The 17,225-nt window shown below is 71.8% G+C and carries 14 protein-coding genes; 9 read left to right on the forward strand and 5 right to left on the reverse strand.

The genetic code is table 11. The features are described 5' to 3' along the window. The coding region (locus tag HZZ10_RS17410) for an Ig-like domain-containing protein (RefSeq protein WP_179914480.1) at positions 1-2,155 on the forward strand (2,155 nt) is incomplete at its 5' end. 189 nt (positions 2,156-2,344) lie between these two features. Here HZZ10_RS17410 and HZZ10_RS17415 read toward each other — a convergent pair. Further along, positions 2,345-3,199, reverse strand: coding sequence for a FadR/GntR family transcriptional regulator (locus HZZ10_RS17415; protein WP_228087771.1), 855 nt, complete (start codon positions 3,197-3,199; stop codon positions 2,345-2,347). Between the two features lie 25 nt (positions 3,200-3,224). Continuing rightward, the gene (locus HZZ10_RS17420; RefSeq protein WP_179914481.1) at positions 3,225-3,713 is read right to left on the reverse strand and encodes an anthrone oxygenase family protein; all 489 of its coding nucleotides are present in this window, start codon (positions 3,711-3,713) and stop codon (positions 3,225-3,227) included. 80 nt (positions 3,714-3,793) lie between these two features. Here HZZ10_RS17420 and HZZ10_RS17425 point away from each other — a divergent pair, with 80 nt between their 5' ends. The 3 genes from HZZ10_RS17425 (at position 3,794) to HZZ10_RS17435 (ending at position 6,425) form a co-directional block, all read left to right on the forward strand. Further along, positions 3,794-4,783: an AraC family transcriptional regulator gene (locus tag HZZ10_RS17425; RefSeq protein WP_179914482.1), complete on the forward strand. Its 990-nt coding sequence runs from the start codon at positions 3,794-3,796 to the stop codon at positions 4,781-4,783. A gap of 120 nt (positions 4,784-4,903) precedes the next feature. Further along, positions 4,904-5,152 (forward strand): helix-turn-helix transcriptional regulator, encoded by a 249-nt coding sequence (locus tag HZZ10_RS17430; RefSeq protein WP_228087773.1) that lies wholly within the window; start codon positions 4,904-4,906, stop codon positions 5,150-5,152. After that, positions 5,142-6,425: a type II toxin-antitoxin system HipA family toxin gene (locus HZZ10_RS17435; RefSeq protein ID WP_179914484.1), complete on the forward strand. Its 1,284-nt coding sequence runs from the start codon at positions 5,142-5,144 to the stop codon at positions 6,423-6,425. The genes HZZ10_RS17430 and HZZ10_RS17435 overlap by 11 nt, the downstream gene beginning before the upstream one ends. 16 nt (positions 6,426-6,441) lie before the next feature. Here the strand turns inward: HZZ10_RS17435 and HZZ10_RS17440 are convergent, their stop codons facing one another. From HZZ10_RS17440 to HZZ10_RS17450, 3 genes are read right to left on the reverse strand one after another with little or no spacing between them, the layout of a single operon-like run. Beyond that, positions 6,442-9,978 carry an ATP-binding protein gene (locus HZZ10_RS17440; RefSeq protein ID WP_179914485.1) on the reverse strand — a complete coding sequence of 1,179 codons (3,537 nt, stop codon included), beginning with the start codon at positions 9,976-9,978 and terminating at the stop codon, positions 6,442-6,444. Beyond that, entirely contained in the window at positions 9,978-10,595 is a 618-nt protein-coding gene (locus tag HZZ10_RS17445; protein ID WP_056135541.1) for a DUF4194 domain-containing protein, read from the reverse strand. The genes HZZ10_RS17440 and HZZ10_RS17445 overlap by 1 nt, the downstream gene beginning before the upstream one ends. Beyond that, on the reverse strand, positions 10,592-12,226 hold the full coding sequence (locus HZZ10_RS17450; protein ID WP_179914486.1) for a DUF3375 domain-containing protein: 1,635 nt from the start codon (positions 12,224-12,226) through the stop codon (positions 10,592-10,594). Before HZZ10_RS17450 ends, HZZ10_RS17445 begins: the two co-directional genes overlap by 4 nt. A gap of 199 nt (positions 12,227-12,425) precedes the next feature. On the opposite strand from HZZ10_RS17450, the gene moeB reads away from it, so the two are divergent. The 5 genes from moeB to mobA all read left to right on the forward strand — a co-directional run. Beyond that, positions 12,426-13,586, forward strand: a complete 1,161-nt coding sequence (moeB, locus tag HZZ10_RS17455) for a molybdopterin-synthase adenylyltransferase MoeB (protein WP_308507612.1) — start codon at positions 12,426-12,428, stop codon at positions 13,584-13,586. A gap of 63 nt (positions 13,587-13,649) precedes the next feature. Beyond that, positions 13,650-14,510 carry a molybdate ABC transporter substrate-binding protein gene (gene modA / locus HZZ10_RS17460; protein WP_228087774.1) on the forward strand — a complete coding sequence of 287 codons (861 nt, stop codon included), beginning with the start codon at positions 13,650-13,652 and terminating at the stop codon, positions 14,508-14,510. After that, positions 14,507-15,328: a molybdate ABC transporter permease subunit gene (gene modB, locus HZZ10_RS17465; protein WP_056135533.1), complete on the forward strand. Its 822-nt coding sequence runs from the start codon at positions 14,507-14,509 to the stop codon at positions 15,326-15,328. The genes modA and modB overlap by 4 nt, the downstream gene beginning before the upstream one ends. Positions 15,329-15,371: 43 nt before the next feature. Further along, the gene (locus tag HZZ10_RS17470) at positions 15,372-16,469 is read left to right on the forward strand and encodes an ABC transporter ATP-binding protein (protein ID WP_179914487.1); all 1,098 of its coding nucleotides are present in this window, start codon (positions 15,372-15,374) and stop codon (positions 16,467-16,469) included. Further along, the coding region (gene mobA / locus HZZ10_RS17475; protein ID WP_179914488.1) for a molybdenum cofactor guanylyltransferase at positions 16,466-17,225 on the forward strand (760 nt) is incomplete at its 3' end. The genes HZZ10_RS17470 and mobA, both read left to right, overlap by 4 nt.

Raw genomic sequence — 17,225 nt, forward strand, 5'->3', positions numbered from 1 at the left:
GCCCCGCGCCACCCGACTCGACCGGCTCGTCGCCGCGCTCCTCGCCGCACCGCTCGCGCTCGGCACGCTCGCCGCCACGGCGCTGCCCGCCGCAGCTGTGCCCGCAACGCCCTCGATCACCCTCGCAGGGAGCGAGGTCGTCGTCGGCAAGGAGTACCGGGCGGAGATCGTCTGTCCGGAGAACGTCGACTTCCCGCTCCTCAGCGCGGCGTGGGAGGCCTCTGACGAGAGCGGTGGCCCCGCCTACGAGAGCGGCGGCGACGGGTCGCAGCGCTACTACGACGCGTGGGTGACCTTCGCGACCCCCGGGACCCACGGTCTCGTCGCGGTGTGCAGGTACTCCGACATCGACGACGTCCGGAGCCAGCCTCAGCAGGTCGCCGTGGTCTCCGACGTGCCCGAGCTCCGCGGGACGACGACAGGCCTCAACGTGTTCTCGAACGTCGTCGAGCCGGGCGAGAAGATCGAGGCCCAGGCCGTGGTCTTCAGCGAGAGCATGCCGGTCACCGGAGGGAGCGTCACGTTCTCCCTCGACGGCACGCCGATCGTCCCCGCGTCGCCGGTCGTCGACGGCACAGCCTCCGCGCTCATCGACGCTGCACCCGGGCACCACGAGCTGATGGCGACCTACAGCGGCTCGACGGACCTCAACCTCAAGGAGTCCGTCTCCCTGGTCCAGGACGTCCGCGTCAGGTGGAAGTCCGACGTCCTCGCGCCCGTCCCCCCGCTCGTGACTGGTTCGGAGGTCACCCTGACGGCCCAGGTCGTCCAGGCCCCGGAGCTCTCGACCCCTCGAGGCACGATCACCTTCACCTACGACGGCGGGAAGCCCCTCGGCACGGCCACCGAGCTCGACGGCGGCGCCGTCTCCCTGGTCGTCTCGGGCCTGGTGCCCGGGGTCTACAGGGACGTCATCGCCACCTACTCGGGTGACAAGAGCTATTCGAAGGGCGTGTCCGAGGGCATGCAGATGGTCGTCGAGGCACCCCGGCCGGCGGCCAAGGCACCCACCACCGTCACGGTCGACGTGCCCAAGATCAGCAGCCCGCGCGTCGAGATCACGGTGACCGTCGAGCGCGCTCAGCTGCCGACCTTCGCCGGGGTCGCCGAGGTCGTCCACCCGACGGGCACAGTCCTCGTCAGGCTCGGCACGAAGGGCATGCAGAAGGAGGCCGCCCTGGTCGACGGCGTCGCGACCGTCGTCTTCGACGGCACGCAGCCGGGCGACTACACAGTCGACGCCTCCTACTCCGGGGACGAGCGCTTCAAGGAGTCCTTCGGCATCTCTTCGACGACCGTCGGAGCCCCGCCCGTCACGGTGCCCCCCGTGACCCCGAAGGTCACCGTCCCCGCGACAGTCACCACCACCGTCGGCACCCCGGCGACCTTCACGGTGGGCCTGCCTGCCGAGAACCGTCCCGCAGCCCTGCGGATCACCGGGACCCGAGAGCCTGTCGACATCCCCGTCCCCGCCTCCGGCGACGTCACCGTCACCGTGCCCGTCCTCGACCTCGGCACGCACGAGATCGTGGTCGAGACCGCGGCCTCGAAGACCCTCGACGCGACAGCGCACACCGTCCGGATCGTCGTCGCCGGTGAGCCCGCCAGGGGCTCGTCCACCCCGGACGCCGACCTCACCGGGTCGACCACGACCCTCGTGACCGGCAAGAAGATCACGCTCGTGGCCCGCGACTTCGAGCCTTTCGAGACTGTCGCGTTCTTCCTGCACTCCGACCCCGTCTTCCTGGGGACCGCCGTGGCCGACGAGAACGGCGTCGCGACCCTGGTCGTCGCGCTCCCGGCGGGCGTGCCCGCAGGCGAGCACCACGTCCAGGCGACCGGTGGGACCTCGGGCCGCTGGGCCGAGATCTCCGTGACCGTCACCGAGGGCACAACTCCCGCCGAGGTCCCCGTGGCGACAGGTCCGATCGTCACGGTCCCCGTCGCCGCACCGGTGGCACCCGCAGCGCCTGCACCCGTGGTCGCCGCACCGGCAGCACCGGCCACACCGGCCACACCGGCCACGGTCACGGCAGCCCCGCTCGCCGCGACGGGCGCCGAGCTCGGCTCGTCCGCGCTGCTCGTCAGCGTGCTCCTCGGTTCGGGCGCTCTGCTCCTCGCCGGACGCCGACGGTTCACCACGTCGGCACGCTGAGCACCTGCTCCATCCAGCACCACGCGCGAGAACCCCCGACCGTTGCATGCGGTCGGGGGTTCTCGTGCGTCTGCTCTCGAGCACCGGTGCGAGGCACGGCGGTGGTGCTGGGCCCTGGGTCGGACCACCGGCCTGGCCTGGCAGTCGTCGGCAGGAACCACGCCTGCGGCCCACGTCAGCCTCGGCGGTTCACCCGCCCTGCTGGCTCCGGAGCAGCGTCTCGATGTGCCGGGTGGCCATGACGTCGAGGGACACGTCGAGGTCGGCGCCGTAGGTGCGCAGGCCGAGGGACAGGTGCTCACGCATGCGGTGACGGGCGAGGTCGACGTCGCGGGCCTTGACCGCCTCGAGGATCTCCGGGTGGTGCGGCACACCAGGCTCGCCGATCGACGGGTCGGAGTTGGACCGCAGCATCATCTCGAACATCATGCCGCTGATGGACGACAGCATGATCCGCAGCACAGGGTTGCCCGAGGCCGCCGCGATCGCGTCGTGGAAGTCGAGGTCGGCCCGGGCCTGTGTGACGACGTCCTGCGCCGTGAGCAGCAGGTCGTTGGCGACGGTCATCGCGGCGATGTCGGCCACGGTCGCGCGCTCGGTCGCGAGCCCGATGATCTCGACCTCGAGCGGGATGCGCGCCTCGATGAGGTGCCGGGCTGTCGGCCGCTCCGCGCGGTAGAGCGCGTCGTAGCCGCGGGCCTGGGCCGAGGAGTGCTCGCTGACGAAGGAGCCGCGCCCGGGCGCCACCTCGATGAGGCTCTGCGCCTCCAGGCGTCGCAGCACCTCGCGGACCACGTTGCGGCTCGCCCCGAACTGGATCGCGAGCTCGCGCTCTGAGGGCAGCTTGGCGCCGACGGCGATGTCGCCGGACCGGATGTCGTGCTCGAGCCTGCGGGCGATCTGCTCGGTGAGCAGCCCGCGCTGCTGCGGCGGGACCGGTTCGAGCCGACCGCCGAGACGCCCAGGCGCCTCGGGCTGAGGCTCGGCCCCCGCGACCGGGCTCGACGTCGTCTGGTCAGGCGTCGCTTCCGGCGGGACAGGCATGCCCCGAGGATAGTCGAGCGGGTGGTCAGCCGAGGTGGAACCGCGCGCCGAGCAGGACTGCCCCGAGCAGGGACAGCCCGCCGCGCAGGCTGTTGGCCGACGTCCACTCCCGGGCCAGGTCGAGCCAGCGCGCCTGGTCGGTCACCGACGTCGGGTCGAGGGCCGCGACGAGGTCGTTGCGCGGGACGTTGTACGCGACGGTGACGACGAACCCGGCGAGGGAGAGCAGCGCCCCGGCCACCCCGAGCGCCGTCCCGAGGCTGGCGTCGTCCGCGGACCGCGCACGGAGCACCTCGACGACGACCACCGCGACCGCCGCAGCGGCCGAGCCGAAGAAGACGGCCATGAACGGCGCCCGCACCGCCGCGACGTTGACGTGCTGCATCGTCGCGATCGCGTCGGCGGCGGGTCGGGACCGCAGCGCAGGCATGACCATCGTGGAGAACGCGAGGTAGACGCCACCGACTACGGCGGCTCCCCCAGCGGCGAGCAGATGTGCTGTCGGAGAGTTCATACGCTCAGTCCACAGCCTGTGGACGAGACTGTGAATGGTTCATCCGCGGCAAGACATACGTCAGCGTCTAGGGTCGAGGGATGGACCCGCTGTCCGGTCTGCTCGACCACCCCCGCGCACGCGGAGCCTTCACGCTCCGCGTCGTCATGGACCCGCCGTGGTCGATCGACGTCCGGGACGAGGCAGCCCTGACCCTCGTCGTGGTCCTGCGTGGGAGCGGGAGACTGGTGGCCGACGGCCGCAAGACCGAGATGCGGCCCGGCGACGTGGCGGTCGTGCGGGGGCCGCAGCCCTACGTCGTGGAGCACCTGGACGACGGGACCGGACCGGAGGTACTCCCAGGTCCGCTCCCGGTCGCCCCGTCCCACCCCTCGCTGACCAGTGCGGTGATCGGCCCGGACCAGTCGTGCACGACGCCCGACGGCACCGACCTCCACCTCGCGATGGCCCACGGCACGCACACATGGGGCAATACCGCCGACGGCACCGACTCCTTGCTCGTGGCGACCTACCCGGGCACGAGCGAGGCCGGCAGGCTCGCGACCGAGACGCTCCCCCGGGTGGCGCACGTCCCCGCAGGCTCCGGACCGGGGACGGCGCTCGTCGACCTGCTCGTCCATGAGCTCACGACCGACCAGGTCGGGCAGAGCACCGTCGTCGACAGGCTCGTCGACGTGGTGCTCGTGGCCACGGTCCGCGCCTGGCTCGCCGCCCACCCTGACGACGCACCCGGGTGGCTCTCGACAGCGCACGACCCCGTGGTCCACGGGGCGCTGCGAGCGATCCACGACCGCCCGGCCGAGCCCTGGACGGTCCTGACGCTGGCCCGGGAGGTCGACGTCTCGCGGGCGACCTTCGCGGCACGCTTCCGCACCCAGGTCGGCTCACCGCCGATGGCCTACCTCACGCGCTGGCGCCTGACCCTCGCCGCCGACCTGCTGACGGCGACGGACCGCACCCTCGCCTCGATCGCCGCCGACGTCGGCTACGGCAGCGCCTTCGCGCTGAGCGCGGCCTTCTCCCAGCAGATGGGCACGAGCCCGAGCCGCTACCGCCGCCAGCACGCCTGAGCCTCTCCGGTCGACCTCGCCGTCGTCCCGCGAGAGCGAGGACACATGTCTACGTATGACGACACCGGATGCATGTCGTCATACGTAGACATGCATCGGGTGTCGTCGTATGCTGACACCATGTCCGGCCAGTCGATCGCGCTCGCTCGCTCGCTCCCCAAGCTGGGGGAGGCCGTCCGACGTCTGCGCTCCGACCGCGGCCTGACCCAGGCACAGCTCGCCGAAGCCGCCGGCGTCTCTCGACAGTGGGTCGTCGCGGTCGAGAGCGGCTCGAAGCACGGCCTTGAGGTAGGGCTGGTCATGCACCTGCTCGACACGCTCGACGCCTCGCTCATGGTCCGCGACGACAGGCCCGACGATGCCTCCTAGCAGCCCACACCTCGCCGTGCTGCTCGACGGCGAGGTTGTCGGAGAGGTCGATCGCGGTCGGAGCGGAGCGCTCCGCCTCACCTTCACCAAGGCGGCACGCAGACCAGGACGCACACCTCTGTCGCTGTCTCTCCCGACCTCGACCGGCACCATCACCGGAACCCCGGTCGAGACCTTTCTCGACGGGCTGCTCCCTGACAACGACGCGGTCCGCCGCGCCATCGCCCGAGTCCACGGTGCGGATGCGAACGACACCCTGAGCCTCCTCGCTGCCGTCGGCCAAGACTGCCCGGGCGCTGTCCAGCTCTGCCTCCCTGAGGACGTCCACACGACCGCGGCCCGGACGGGCGAGCTCATCCCCGTCTCGGACTCTGACCTCGAGATGCGCCTCGCCGCGCTCCGGACCGACATGGACGCCAGCTGGACGATGCCGGGTGAGCACTGGTCGCTCGGCGGGAGCCAGCAGAAGTTCGCCCTTCGGCTCTCCGACGGACAGTGGTTCGAGGCGACCGGGTCCGAGCCCACGAGCCACATCGTCAAGCCTGGCATCTACGCTCTCCGGGCTCAGGCGATGATCGAGCACGTGAGCATGCACGCCGCGACCCGCTGCGGCGTCTCCGCAGCGCACACCGAGTACGTGTCGTTCAAGAGCGAGGACGCGATCGTCATCACTCGATTCGACAGGGCTCCGAGCGACCAGGCTGGCGGCCTCCGCCGCCTGCACCAGGAGGATCTCTGCCAGGCGCTCGGGGTCCGAGAGAAGTACGAGAGCGAGGGCGGCCCGGACGCGGAGACGATCGTCCGGCTCTTGCGTGAGAGCTCGTCCACTGCGCGCGCCGCTGCTGCGAACGTCGCCCAGTTCGTCGACGGACTGGTCTACAACACCGTCATCGCCGCGCCGGACGCGCACGCCCGCAACTACGCCGTGCTGCTCCAGGGCGACGACGTGGAGCTGGCGCCGCTCTTCGACGTCGCGACCGGGTTGGCGTACGAGCCTCCAGCAGGCGGTGCGAGAGCACTCTCGATGAGCATCGCCGGTGAGCTTGATCCCGCTCACGTCACGCCCGACACCTGGAAGAGGTTCTGCGAGGCGGTGTCTGTGGACGAGGCGACGGTCCTCGAGAAGGTGCGCGAGGTTGCCGAGGTCGCGCCCGATGCGATGGCGGAGGCGCTCGCTGAGATCGACGACTGGGACGGCGCGGCCTCCGACGTGGCGGCACGGCTCCTCCCCGGCGTCCGCGAGCAGACTCAGACGGTGCTCAGAGCACTCTGAGCACCCCGGCCTTCTGTCAGACCTCCGCGCCGAGCGCCCCCAGCAGGTGCTCGGACCGCTTGCTGCGGTACTGGTTGATGGTCAGCGTCTGCAGCCTGGACCCGCGGCCTGTCGGGTTGTCGACGTAACCCACAGCGGAGATGAACGGCTCGATGACGTGGATCTTCTGCAGCGGCGTGACGATCAGCAGCTGCAGCCCGAGGTTGCGGAACAGCTGGAGCGCGAAGCGCGTCGACTCGTCGGACCCGCGCCCGAAGGCCTCGTCGATGACCACGAACCTGAAAGCCTTGGACCGCACAGCACCCCAGTCGAGGCGGAACTGGTAGGCCAACGACGCCGCGAGGATCGTGTAGGCGAGCTTCTCCTTCTGCCCACCCGACTTGCCGCCCGAGTCGGAGTAGTGCTCGAGCTCGACGTCGTCGGCCTTGGAGCGCTCCGAGGCCGACAGCACGAACCAGTTGCGGACGTCGGTGACCCGGCGCGTCCACGCCTGGTCGGCCTCGGTCTGGCCCTCGCGACCGCGGAAGCGCTCGATGATCTCCTTGACGCGCAAGAACCGCTGCTCGGAGTACTGGTCGAGGTCCTCGCCGAGGATCCCGTCCGTGCAGGCCCGCAGCTGGGTACGGAAGTCGCGCACCTCCGTGTTGGGGGTGTTCGTCATCTCGAGCCGGATGTACGTGCCGGGGTTGTAGTCGATCGCGCGCAAGGAGTCGTTGATGACGTCGACGCGGTCGCTCATGAGGTCGGACTGCTTCTGCAGCTCGGCCGCGAACTGGGCGACGTCGCGGATCGTGTTGGTGTTGAGGTACTCCTTGAAGTTCTCCTCGAAGCGCGGCAGGTCGTCGCGCTCCAGGCGCTCGAGCAGCTCGCGGTACTCCCCAGCGGCCCGCACGTCGTTGTCCATCTCGGAGGTCTCGACGGGGAACTGCTGGCTGAAGGCCGTCATCTGCTTCGAGATGCTCGTGGCCAGCTGACCCTGCTCGCGCTGACGCGCCTCGACGACCCCCGTGAGCTGGGTGCGCAGAGCGGCCTCGGCCGCGTCGATCTCCGACATCGTCGCAGCTGCGTCACCAGAACCCGGTCCGCCGGCGCTGGCGGCACCAGCACGGCTGCCACCCTGCTCGGGCAGGGCTTCCCACAGGGCAGCGACGGCGTCGAGCGCCTCCTGGGTGACACCCGAGACTGCGGTTCCGGTCGCCGTGCCCGCCGCAGCCGCAGCACCCGTCGACGCCGACGCGCCCACGCCTGCGCTCGCGGCGGCGACCCCGCCGATCTTCCGCGCGGCCTCGCGCTGCGTCCGGAAGGACTCGACCGCGTGCCGCTCACCACCGTTGCGGCTGATGAGCCTGTCGCGCTCCTGCGCCAGCTCGGCGCTGCGGTGGGTCTGCTCCTGGAGGGTCGCCGCGAGCTCGGCGAGCTCGACGGAGTTGGCCTCGATGCGGCGCTTCTCGGCAGTGAGCTCGCCGACCTGGTGGACGACCTGCTCCCAGTCGAGCTCGGTGAAGTCGCGGAACATCTCGAGGCGGTTGAGCGCGTGCGCGCGGTCCACCACGGCGTCCTTGGTCGCGATGAGCACCGCGCGCTGCTCGGTGAGGTCGGTGACGGTCTCGGAGACCGTCGTCGCCTGGGCGAGGAGCGTGTCGACCTTCGTCTGGTTGCTCCACCCGAGCACGTAGGTCGAGCGGTCGTCGACACGGTTGCGGTCGTTCTTCACGTGGTGGCTGGCCGAGTGCTTGATCTGCCCCTCGCGTGTCACGGCGCGGTGCGCGCGGCGGAACTCGTCGAGAGAGTCGACGCAGGCGTAGTCGGCGCGGCGCGCGAGCTCCTGCTCGAGCCAGCGCGAGACCGTCGACTCCTGGATCTGGAGCATCTCGGACAGGTGCGGCCAGTCGGCCCCACCATCAGCCTCGACGCGCGGGCGGACCTCGGTCGGCACGCGGTAGTACTCGAGCCGCTGGCCCAGGTGGTTGCTGTTGATCCACCCGGACACGGCGTCGTAGTGAGCTGCGGGTACCAGCAGGGACAGCGCGAAGCTGCGGAGCACACGCTCGGCAGCACCCTCCCAGTCGCGGTGGTCGTCGCGGACCGCGATGAGCTCACCGGCGAAGGCCAGCTCGTCCTCGGCGATGCCCAGCTCGTCGCTGATCTGCGCGCGGACCTGCAGGCTCCGGGCGGGCAGGCTCGAGCTGCGACCCTGGAGGCTGCGGATCTCCTCGGTGATCTCGCGGGAGACCACCTTCTGCTCGCGCAGCGCGTAGTCGAGCTCCCCGATCGCGGTCTCGACCTGCTGCAGCTCAGACTTCTCGGTCGCGACCTGGGCGAGGACCTGCTCGCGGCGGGCCGCGAACTCAGGCCCGTCCGCGACGCCCTCGAGCCCGGCAGCCTCGAGGTTGCTGCGGTACTCCGCGGCGCGCTTCTCCCGGTCGGCGCGCACAGACTCCAGGCGCGCAGCCTCGGCCTCGATCTGGGCGAGGCGGTCGCCACCGTGCCCAGCCCGCTCGAGCTCGAGGCGACGACGCTCGGCCTCGACGGCCTTGATCTCGGTGTCGAGGGCGACGAGGCGCTCGTCGCGGGCCCGGATCGCCGTGTCGTAGGCATCGATCTGCTGCGTGAGGACGGCGTCCTTGCGCTGAGCCGTGAACACCCGCAGCGCGTCACGCTGCGCTGTCGCCGCGGCTGCCTGGTCGACGAGCCCGGCGAACCTGTCGCAGTCGGCCACGAGCGGGGTCAGCTGCATGATCTGCGCTCGCGCCCGGGTGACGGCGTCGTGCGCGCGGGTGAGGTCGTCGAAGTGCGCGACGAGCCTGTCGGTCCACTGCCCGGAGTCGAAGGGCTCGAGCATGTGCTGGCGGACGAACTCGTTGAGGTCGCCGACAGACTTCATCGACACGGTCTGGTGGAACAGGTCCATGGCCTGGTCGGACTCGATGCCGAGCAGCCTGCGGAAGTCCTTGCCGTACTCGGGGAAGGTGTCGCGGACCTGCGCACCGGCCTCGCGCAGACGCTTGCGCAGCCGCGTGATGTCCCCGTCGAAGTTGGCGAAGTGCTCGGCGATCGTCATGCTCGACGTCGCCGTCACGTAGAAGCGGCTCGGCTGCCCCTGGTCGCCCTCCTTGAGCCAGAACACCTGCGCGAGCACGCCTGTTGACTCGAAGCCACGGTTGACGAACTCACCGAGGATCACCGAGTACGTGGAGCCCTCGCGCAGCCCGACGGGGCGCGAGGTCCCGGTCGCCTCGTTGCGCTCGGACTTGTAGTAGCCGGACACGTAGGAGCGCAGCGTGCGCTCCTTGGCCTCCGCGCCGGCCGCCTTGTTGTAGCTGATCCGGTTGGCGGGCAGCAGGAGCGTGGTGATCGCGTCGACGATGGTCGACTTGCCCGAGCCGATGTCACCCGTGAGCAGCGCGTTGCGCCCCTCGAGGTCGAAGGACCACGTGGTGCGGTCGAAGGTGCCCCAGTTGAGCACCTCGAGGCGTTCGAGCCTGAACCCGGCCCGCTGGTCGACGTCAGCCTCCGCGTCGTGCAGCTCGACTGCGCTGAACAGGCCTTCCATCACTCCACCGTCCCGTCGGTCTGCACGTTCTGCCCCGCTGCCGCGTACCCCGAGTACTCCGCGAGGCGCGCGTCGAGGTCGGCCAGCCACTGCGCGTCGACGAAGGCCTTGAGCACACGGCGCACCTCGTACTGCCCCTCGCCGAGGGCTCTCAAGAACCCGAGCTCGACGGCCCTGTGGACCATGCCCTCGACCCGCGTCACGAGGCGGACCTCGTTGCTCGAGGACGGCAGGAACACCCGGACCATCTCGACGATCTCGTCCCGGCCGAGGATCAGGCGCGTCTGCCCGCCCTCGGAGTCGAAGAGCGCGAGGCGCTTGCGCAGCAGCGCGAGCAGCAGGCTGACCTCGAAAGGCAGGGCTCGCCGCGCGACGAGGCGCAGGGTGCCCTCGCGCTCTTCGTCGTCGTCGGCCATCGACCGCAGGTAGGCGTAGCCCTCGGTGTCGTCGACCACGACGCTCAGCCCGATGACCGCGACGTAGTCGCGCACCTGCGGCTGGAGGGTGACGAGGTCGGCGAAGAGCTGGGCATGGGTGTCGCGGTACACGACGCCCTTCATCAGGGCCGTGACGACGTGCGACAGCTCCGACTCGGCGCGGGCCGTGGGCTGGCTCATGAGGTCTCCTCGTGCTGTGCGTGCTGTTCGTCTGGTGCTTCTGGGGCGGTCTCTGCGGCTCCGTCGCCCGGGGCTGCTCTGCCGGTCTGCGCGGAGGCAGGAGCGGATGGCGGCACGGGTGCCGCGCCCCCGGGCTCCCGCCTGCCCGGCGCTGCGCTCGGGTCCGGTCCTGTCCCGACCACCGGGGTCGACCCCGCCCTGCGGACGAAGGTCACCCGCGGGACCGTCGCGACGCGCTCGACGTCGCCGAGCATCCAGCGGACCTCGTCGGTGTGCTCGGCGTCCACGACGATGGTGAAGCGCGGGTCGTCGAGCGACAGGTACGTGACGAGCTCGGCGAGGCCCTGGTCGAGGGGCTGCGCGGCGACGACGTCGGGCAAGGACACCTGCGTCTCGTGCCGCAGCGCCTCGCGGACGCCCGCCACGAGGCGGGCCGGGTCGACGTGCACCTGGTCGAACAGGCGGCTCGTGTCGAAGTCGACCTCTCCGGGTGCCACGTGCTCGGAGTCGATCTTCGCCACAGCCTGCGGTCTGAACAGCGGGCGCTCCATCGGCAGCACGATGTCGAGGCTGACCCCGTCGATCTCGGTCACGAGGTCCGGCGAGCGGTCGCGGAGCGCGAGGGCGTGCCCCTCGATGCTGCGCAGCAGGTCCATGACGCGGCGGTTCTCGAGCCACACCTGGTCGTCGAGGAACCTGCGCAGCTGCTCGGACAGCACCCGGACCGTCGCCTGCGTGCGCTCACCGGCGTCGAGCCAGTCGTAGTGGATGCGGCGCAGCCGCTTGTCCCCACCGCTCATGGCGCTCACGGCGTCGAGGGTCTGCACCTTGGTGATGAGCTCGGTGAACTCTTCCTGCCGCTCGCGGGAGAGCAAGAAGTCGTAGAAGGCGTGGAACGACCGCCCCTGGTCGGACTCGGCGATCGCGTCGCGGCTGCCGACGACCTGCTCGAGCAGCTCGCCCTTGGCGCCGTCCCACCCGGTGATGCGCTCGCGCATCTCACGGTCGAGGGTGCGGAAGTTGTCCTCGACCTCGCGGAAGTCGGAGAGCAGCTCGGCGGCCATCGCGGCGAACTGCTGGTAGCGGTCACGCTGCGACCCGGCGTCGAGCACGGGGACCACGCCGGCGCGGACCTGCTCGATCTCGGCGTCGATCTGCGCGCGCCGCGCCTCGAGCTGACCGAGGCGGACGTCGGGGTCGGTCTCGGTGCCGACGGCCAGCTGTCGGAGCAGCTCGAAGACCGTGTTGAGGCGGGACTCGGTCCCGACGAAGGACCGCCCGCGCAGGGTCGCGACCCAGCCGACGGCCTTCTCGACCGAGGGGGTCGCGTCGTACTGCGGCTCGTCCGACCCTGGCCTGTAGTACTTGCGCAGCCACCCGGCGTCGGGCGCAGCCCAGGTGTCGAGGTAGGCCTTGGGGCTGCGGGGGTACGGGGCAGGGTCGTGGCCGACGTTGAGGTCGTAGAGGGCGTCGTCGAGCAGCGAGACCAGCTCGGTCTCGCCGATGGCCCGGACGTTCTGCTCGATGAACACCCGCCCGAGGAAGCTCAGCACGAGGGGCGCAGAGTCGGCGCGGAGCAGCCGCCAGGCGGCGTTGTCGCGGCGCAGGGACTCGACGTCGTCGTGGTTCATCGCTCACTCTCGTGGCTCGGCAAGGGGTGGGGAATCGGGGCTCAGCCTACGTGGTCGAGGGCTCCTGGACGGCAGGCGTCGGGAGCCTGTGGACGACGCAGCGGCACACACCTAGGTGGGACCGAGGGCTCGGTCTTCGGCCCTCTAGGCGGGCTACGGTGATTCTCAGCGGCACGGCCCCACCGACGAGGAGATGCGCGTGACGACACCGACGGAGACCGATCTCACCACAGAGCAGCGCAGCCGGTACGCGCGGCACCTCTTGCTCCCGGAGGTCGGCCTCGCCGGGCAGCGCAGGCTGCTGCGGTCCAGGGTGCTGGTGATCGGTGCGGGCGGGCTCGGCTCACCCGTCCTCACCTACCTGGCGGCGGCCGGCGTCGGGACGATCGGCCTCGTCGACGACGACACCGTGGACCTGACCAACCTGCAGCGTCAGGTCGTCCACAGGACGGTCGACGTCGGACGCCTCAAGACCGAGTCTGCCGCCGAGCGCCTAGCCGCGATCAACCCGGGCGTCCGCACGGTCCTGCACAGCGTGCGGCTGACCGCCGAGACCGTCTGGGACCTGCTCGAGGGCTACGACGTGGTGGTCGACGGCACGGACAACTTCGCGACCCGCTACCTCCTCGGTGACGCGTGCGCCCTGCGCGGGCTGCCGTACGTCTGGGCGGCGCTGTTCAGGTTCGACGCCGCGCTGTCGGTCTTCGACGCGACGACAGGGCCCTGCTACCGCTGCGTGCACCCCGTGCCCCCGGCCCCGGGGTCCGTGCCGTCCTGCGCCGAGGGCGGTGTGCTCGGGGCGATGGCGGGTGTGGTCGGCGCGGCCCAGGCCACCGAGACCCTCAAGGTGCTGCTGGGGGTCGGTCGTCCCCTGGTGGGCCGGCTGGCCACCTTCGACGCCCTCGACGGCGAGTGGCGCTACGTCACCGTCGCCAAGAACCCGGACTGCGCCCTGTGCGGGCCTCGCGCGACGATCCTGTCGCGGGCCGACGTGGCCGACGCCTGGGTCGAGGCCTGCTCGGTCGACGCTCCGGCGCCGACCGTGGGTCACGTCCTGCCCGCCGACCTCGCCCTGTACCTGTCGAGCCGGCCGGGCACCGTGCTGCTCGACGTGCGCAGCCAGGACGAGGCCGCGATCGTCTCGATCCCTGGTTCGGTGCTCCTCCCCCTGCCCGACCTTCTCGACGATCCTGGCGTGGTGCCCCAGGACCGTCCCGTCGTCGTCGTCTGCAGGTCCGGCGCGCGGTCGGCACGTGCGGCTGACGCGCTGCGCGCCGCCGGGCACCCCGACGTGGCAGAGCTGGCGGGAGGCGTGCTGCGCTGGGTCTCGGACGTCGCCCCCGACCAACCCACCTACTGAGGGGCGCCCGAGCCAGGACCTTCGCCCCAGTAGCTGCGGGGAACCGGCGGCGAGACTGGACAAATGGCCTCTTCGAGACAGACGGGCGGAGAGGGACGAGGACCCCGCCGACGGGCAGGGTCCCACCCTGCCTTCGTCTCGGTCATCGCCCTCGCGCTCTGCGGCACGTCCCTCGTCGGCTGCACCCTGGGATCTGCCGGGTCGAGCACCGACCAGGGCTTGCAGGGGTTGCAGGGGGCACAGGGGTCGCGGACCGTCACCGTCCTGGCCGCAGCCTCGCTCACCGACGCCTTCGAGTCGATCGCCGCAGACCTCGAGGCCGCCACCCCGGGCACCGAGGTCGTGCTGTCCTTCGGGAGCTCGTCCACCCTCGCGCTCCAGGTACGTGCAGGCGCACCCGCGGACGTGCTGGCGACAGCCGACCCGACCACCATGGCCACGGCCCTCGACGGACTGACGCTCGAGGGATCCGGAGCAGCTCCGTCCCCAGTCCTCTTCGCGCGCAACGACCTCGTGATCGCTGTGGCCCCGGGGAACCCGCTCGGCATCACGGACCTGACCGACCTCGCAGCCGACGGCCTGGTGGTGTCCCGCTGCGCCCCGGCCGTGCCCTGCGGCACCCTCGCCGACGCTGCGCTCGCAGCCGCTGGGATCACCCTCGCCGGGGCGAGCGAGGCCCCCGACGTCAAGGCGGCGTTCGCGCCCCTGGTCGCCGGGCAGGTCGACGCCGCGCTCGTCTACCGCTCCGACGTCGTCGCGTCGACAGGCGCCGACCACGTCGAGCTGGCACCTGCCGTCGCCCAGACGACCGCCTACCCGATCGCCTCGCTCACCGGGTCAGCCGTCGCTGACGCCTTCGTCGAGAGCGTCCTGTCCGAGGCGGGGGCCGCCACCCTCGCAGAGCACGGTCTCCACGCACCGTGACGACCGCGGCCTCACGACCTCCCCGCACGGCCGGCGCCGTCCACCCTGTGCCCGCCTGGCTCTGGCTGCCGGCGGGGACAGCCGTCGTCGTCCTCGTGCTGCCGCTCGTCGTGCTGCTCGCCCGCACGCCGTGGCCCGACGCGATCACGCTGCTGTCCTCGTCCACGGTGCGCGACGCCTTCGCCCTGTCCCTCTGGACAGCGACCACAGCGACGGCAGTGTCTGCGCTGCTGGGGGTCCCGCTCGCCTGGTGGTTGGGCACGGGCACCTCCAGGGGGCAAGGGCTGGTGCGGCTGCTGGTGACCATCCCGCTCGTGCTGCCACCGGTGGTCGGCGGAGCGGCGCTGCTCTTCACCTACGGGCGGGGAGCCCCTGTCGGGTCGCTCGTCTGGAACCTCGCCGGGGTGACGGTCCCCTTCACGACGGCGGCTGTGGTGATCGCGCAGGTCTTCGTCGCCATGCCCTTCCTCGTGGTCTCGCTCGAGGGTGCGTTCAGGGCCCGCGGCGTCCTCCTCGAAGAGGCTGCCCTCACCCTCGGCGGGGACCCGTGGACGGTCTTCCGCCGCGTCACCCTGCCGGGGCTGCGGCCCGCACTCCTCGGCGGGATCGCCCTGTGCTGGGCACGCGCCGTCGGCGAGTTCGGCGCGACGATCACCTTCGCAGGGTCGATCCGGTCGGTCACGCAGACGCTCCCGGTCGCGATCGACGAGCTGCTCGGCCACGACCTCGATGCGGCGATGGTCGCCTCGTCGTTGATGATCGGGCTCGCCGTCGTGGTCCTCGTGCTCCTGCGCGGGAGGTGGCTCGGTGCCCGGTGAAGCCTCGGCAGGCGCACCGCTGCGGGTACGGCTGACAGGGTCCGTGCCTCGCAGCCTCCGGCTCGACGTCGACGTCGAGGTCGGCCCCGGGGAACGCCTGGCGCTCGTCGGGTCGAACGGGGCGGGCAAGACGTCGGTCCTGCGGCTCCTGGCGGGTCTGGACAGAGCCGCACCCGGCAGCAGCGTCACGTCGGGCCGGACTGTGCTGGTCGGCGACGGGGTCCACGTGCGGGCCGACGAGAGGCGGCTGCCGATGACCTTCGCCGAACCGCGGCTGTTCCCGACCATGACGGTCCTGGACAACCTGGTCTTCGGGGCGGCACGCAGCGGCCGCTCCCAGGCCGCCACGACGCGGCTCAGGGCTCTCGCCGCGCTCGACACGCTCGGGCTCGGGCACCTCGTCGGACGCCGGGCCGGGGAGCTCTCGAGCGGACAGTCGGCGGTCCTCGCGGTCCTGCGGACTGTGCTCGCCCCTGCTGTCGGCGTGCTCCTCGACGAGCCCTTCTCGTCGCTCGACACCGAGGTCGCCGCTGATGCCCGCTCAGCCGTGCACGGCTGGCTCGACCAGCTCCCGGTCCCGCTCGTGCTGGCGACCCACTCGGTGCTCGACGTCATGGCCCTGGCCACGCACGTCGCCGTGCTCGACGACGGCGTGCTCGTCCAGCACGGGACCGTGGACGAGGTCGCCCGCCGCCCGACGAGCCGTTTTGCGGCGTCCTTCGTCGGCCTGGACCTCTTCGCGGGGCACTCCCACGGCACAGAGGTCCTCGTGGACGGGACCTTCCCAGGACCTGCGTCCGCCCGAAGCGACCGGGCCGTGGCTGCCACCCGTCCGCCGGCCGGGCCGTGGACCGTCCGGCTGTCGTCCTCGACACCTGCCGACGGCCCGGTCTGGGTCGCCGTCGCACCCCGGGCGACGACGCTGCACGCCTCACGGCCTGCCGACGGGCCGCGGAACATCTGGGAGACGACTGTCGCGGCGGTCGAACAGCTCGGCGCGGCTGTGCGCGTCACCTGCGCAGCGCCGCTCCCCCTCCGCGTCGACGTCGCGGCGGCCACGGCGATCCGGCTCGGCGCCCGGCCGGGCGCCACGGTGTGGGGACAGATCGACCCGTCGTCCCTCGAGGTGTACCCGGCATGAGCGGGGTCGAGGCGAGCAGGGAGCTCGAAGGGCGGAGCGGGCTCGAAGGGCGGAGCGGGCTCGAAGGGCGGAGCGGGCTCGAGGGACGGAGCGTGGGCGCGGCGCGGTGCGCGGTGGTGGTCCTGGCAGGCGGCACGTCACGGCGGCTGGATGGGGTCGACAAGGCGTCGCTCGTGCTCGACGGCACACCGCTCCTCAGCAGGGTGCTCGACGCCGTCGCAGGCCACGAGGTGGTGGTCGTCGGACCTCGACGCCCTGTGCCCGGCGGGCGGATCGTCACCTGGACGGTCGAAGACCCACCCCTCGGCGGACCTCTCGCCGGGCTCGCCGCGGGCGTCGAGGCGCTGGACGGCACCATGAGCCTGTGGGTGCTGGCACTCGCCTGCGACCTGCCGCACGCAGCCGACGCCGTCCCCACCCTGCTCGCAGCCGCAGCAGCCTGCCCGGAGGCCGAGGCCCTCGTCGGCCACGACGTCGACGGCCGGGCGCAGCCGCTCCTCGCGGTCTACGCCCTCGACCCGCTCCGACGCGCCCTCTCCGGCGCCGGGGACCTCGTCGGGGCGCCGCTGCGCAGGCTGCTCGCGCCGCTCTCGGTCGAGGCTGTCCCCCTGCCGGCCCGCGCGACGCGGGACGTCGACACGTGGCAGGACGCCACCCTGCTCGGGGTCACCGTGCCCGACGCGCGGCCGAGCACCCGCAGCCCTGCCTCAGCCCGCCCGCCCGGAGCGGTCCGCGAGCGCAGCGGGACGCCGGCAC

It is taken from the genome of Sanguibacter inulinus (assembly GCF_013415325.1).
GTDB classification, from domain to species: Bacteria; Actinomycetota; Actinomycetes; order Actinomycetales; family Cellulomonadaceae; genus Sanguibacter; species Sanguibacter inulinus.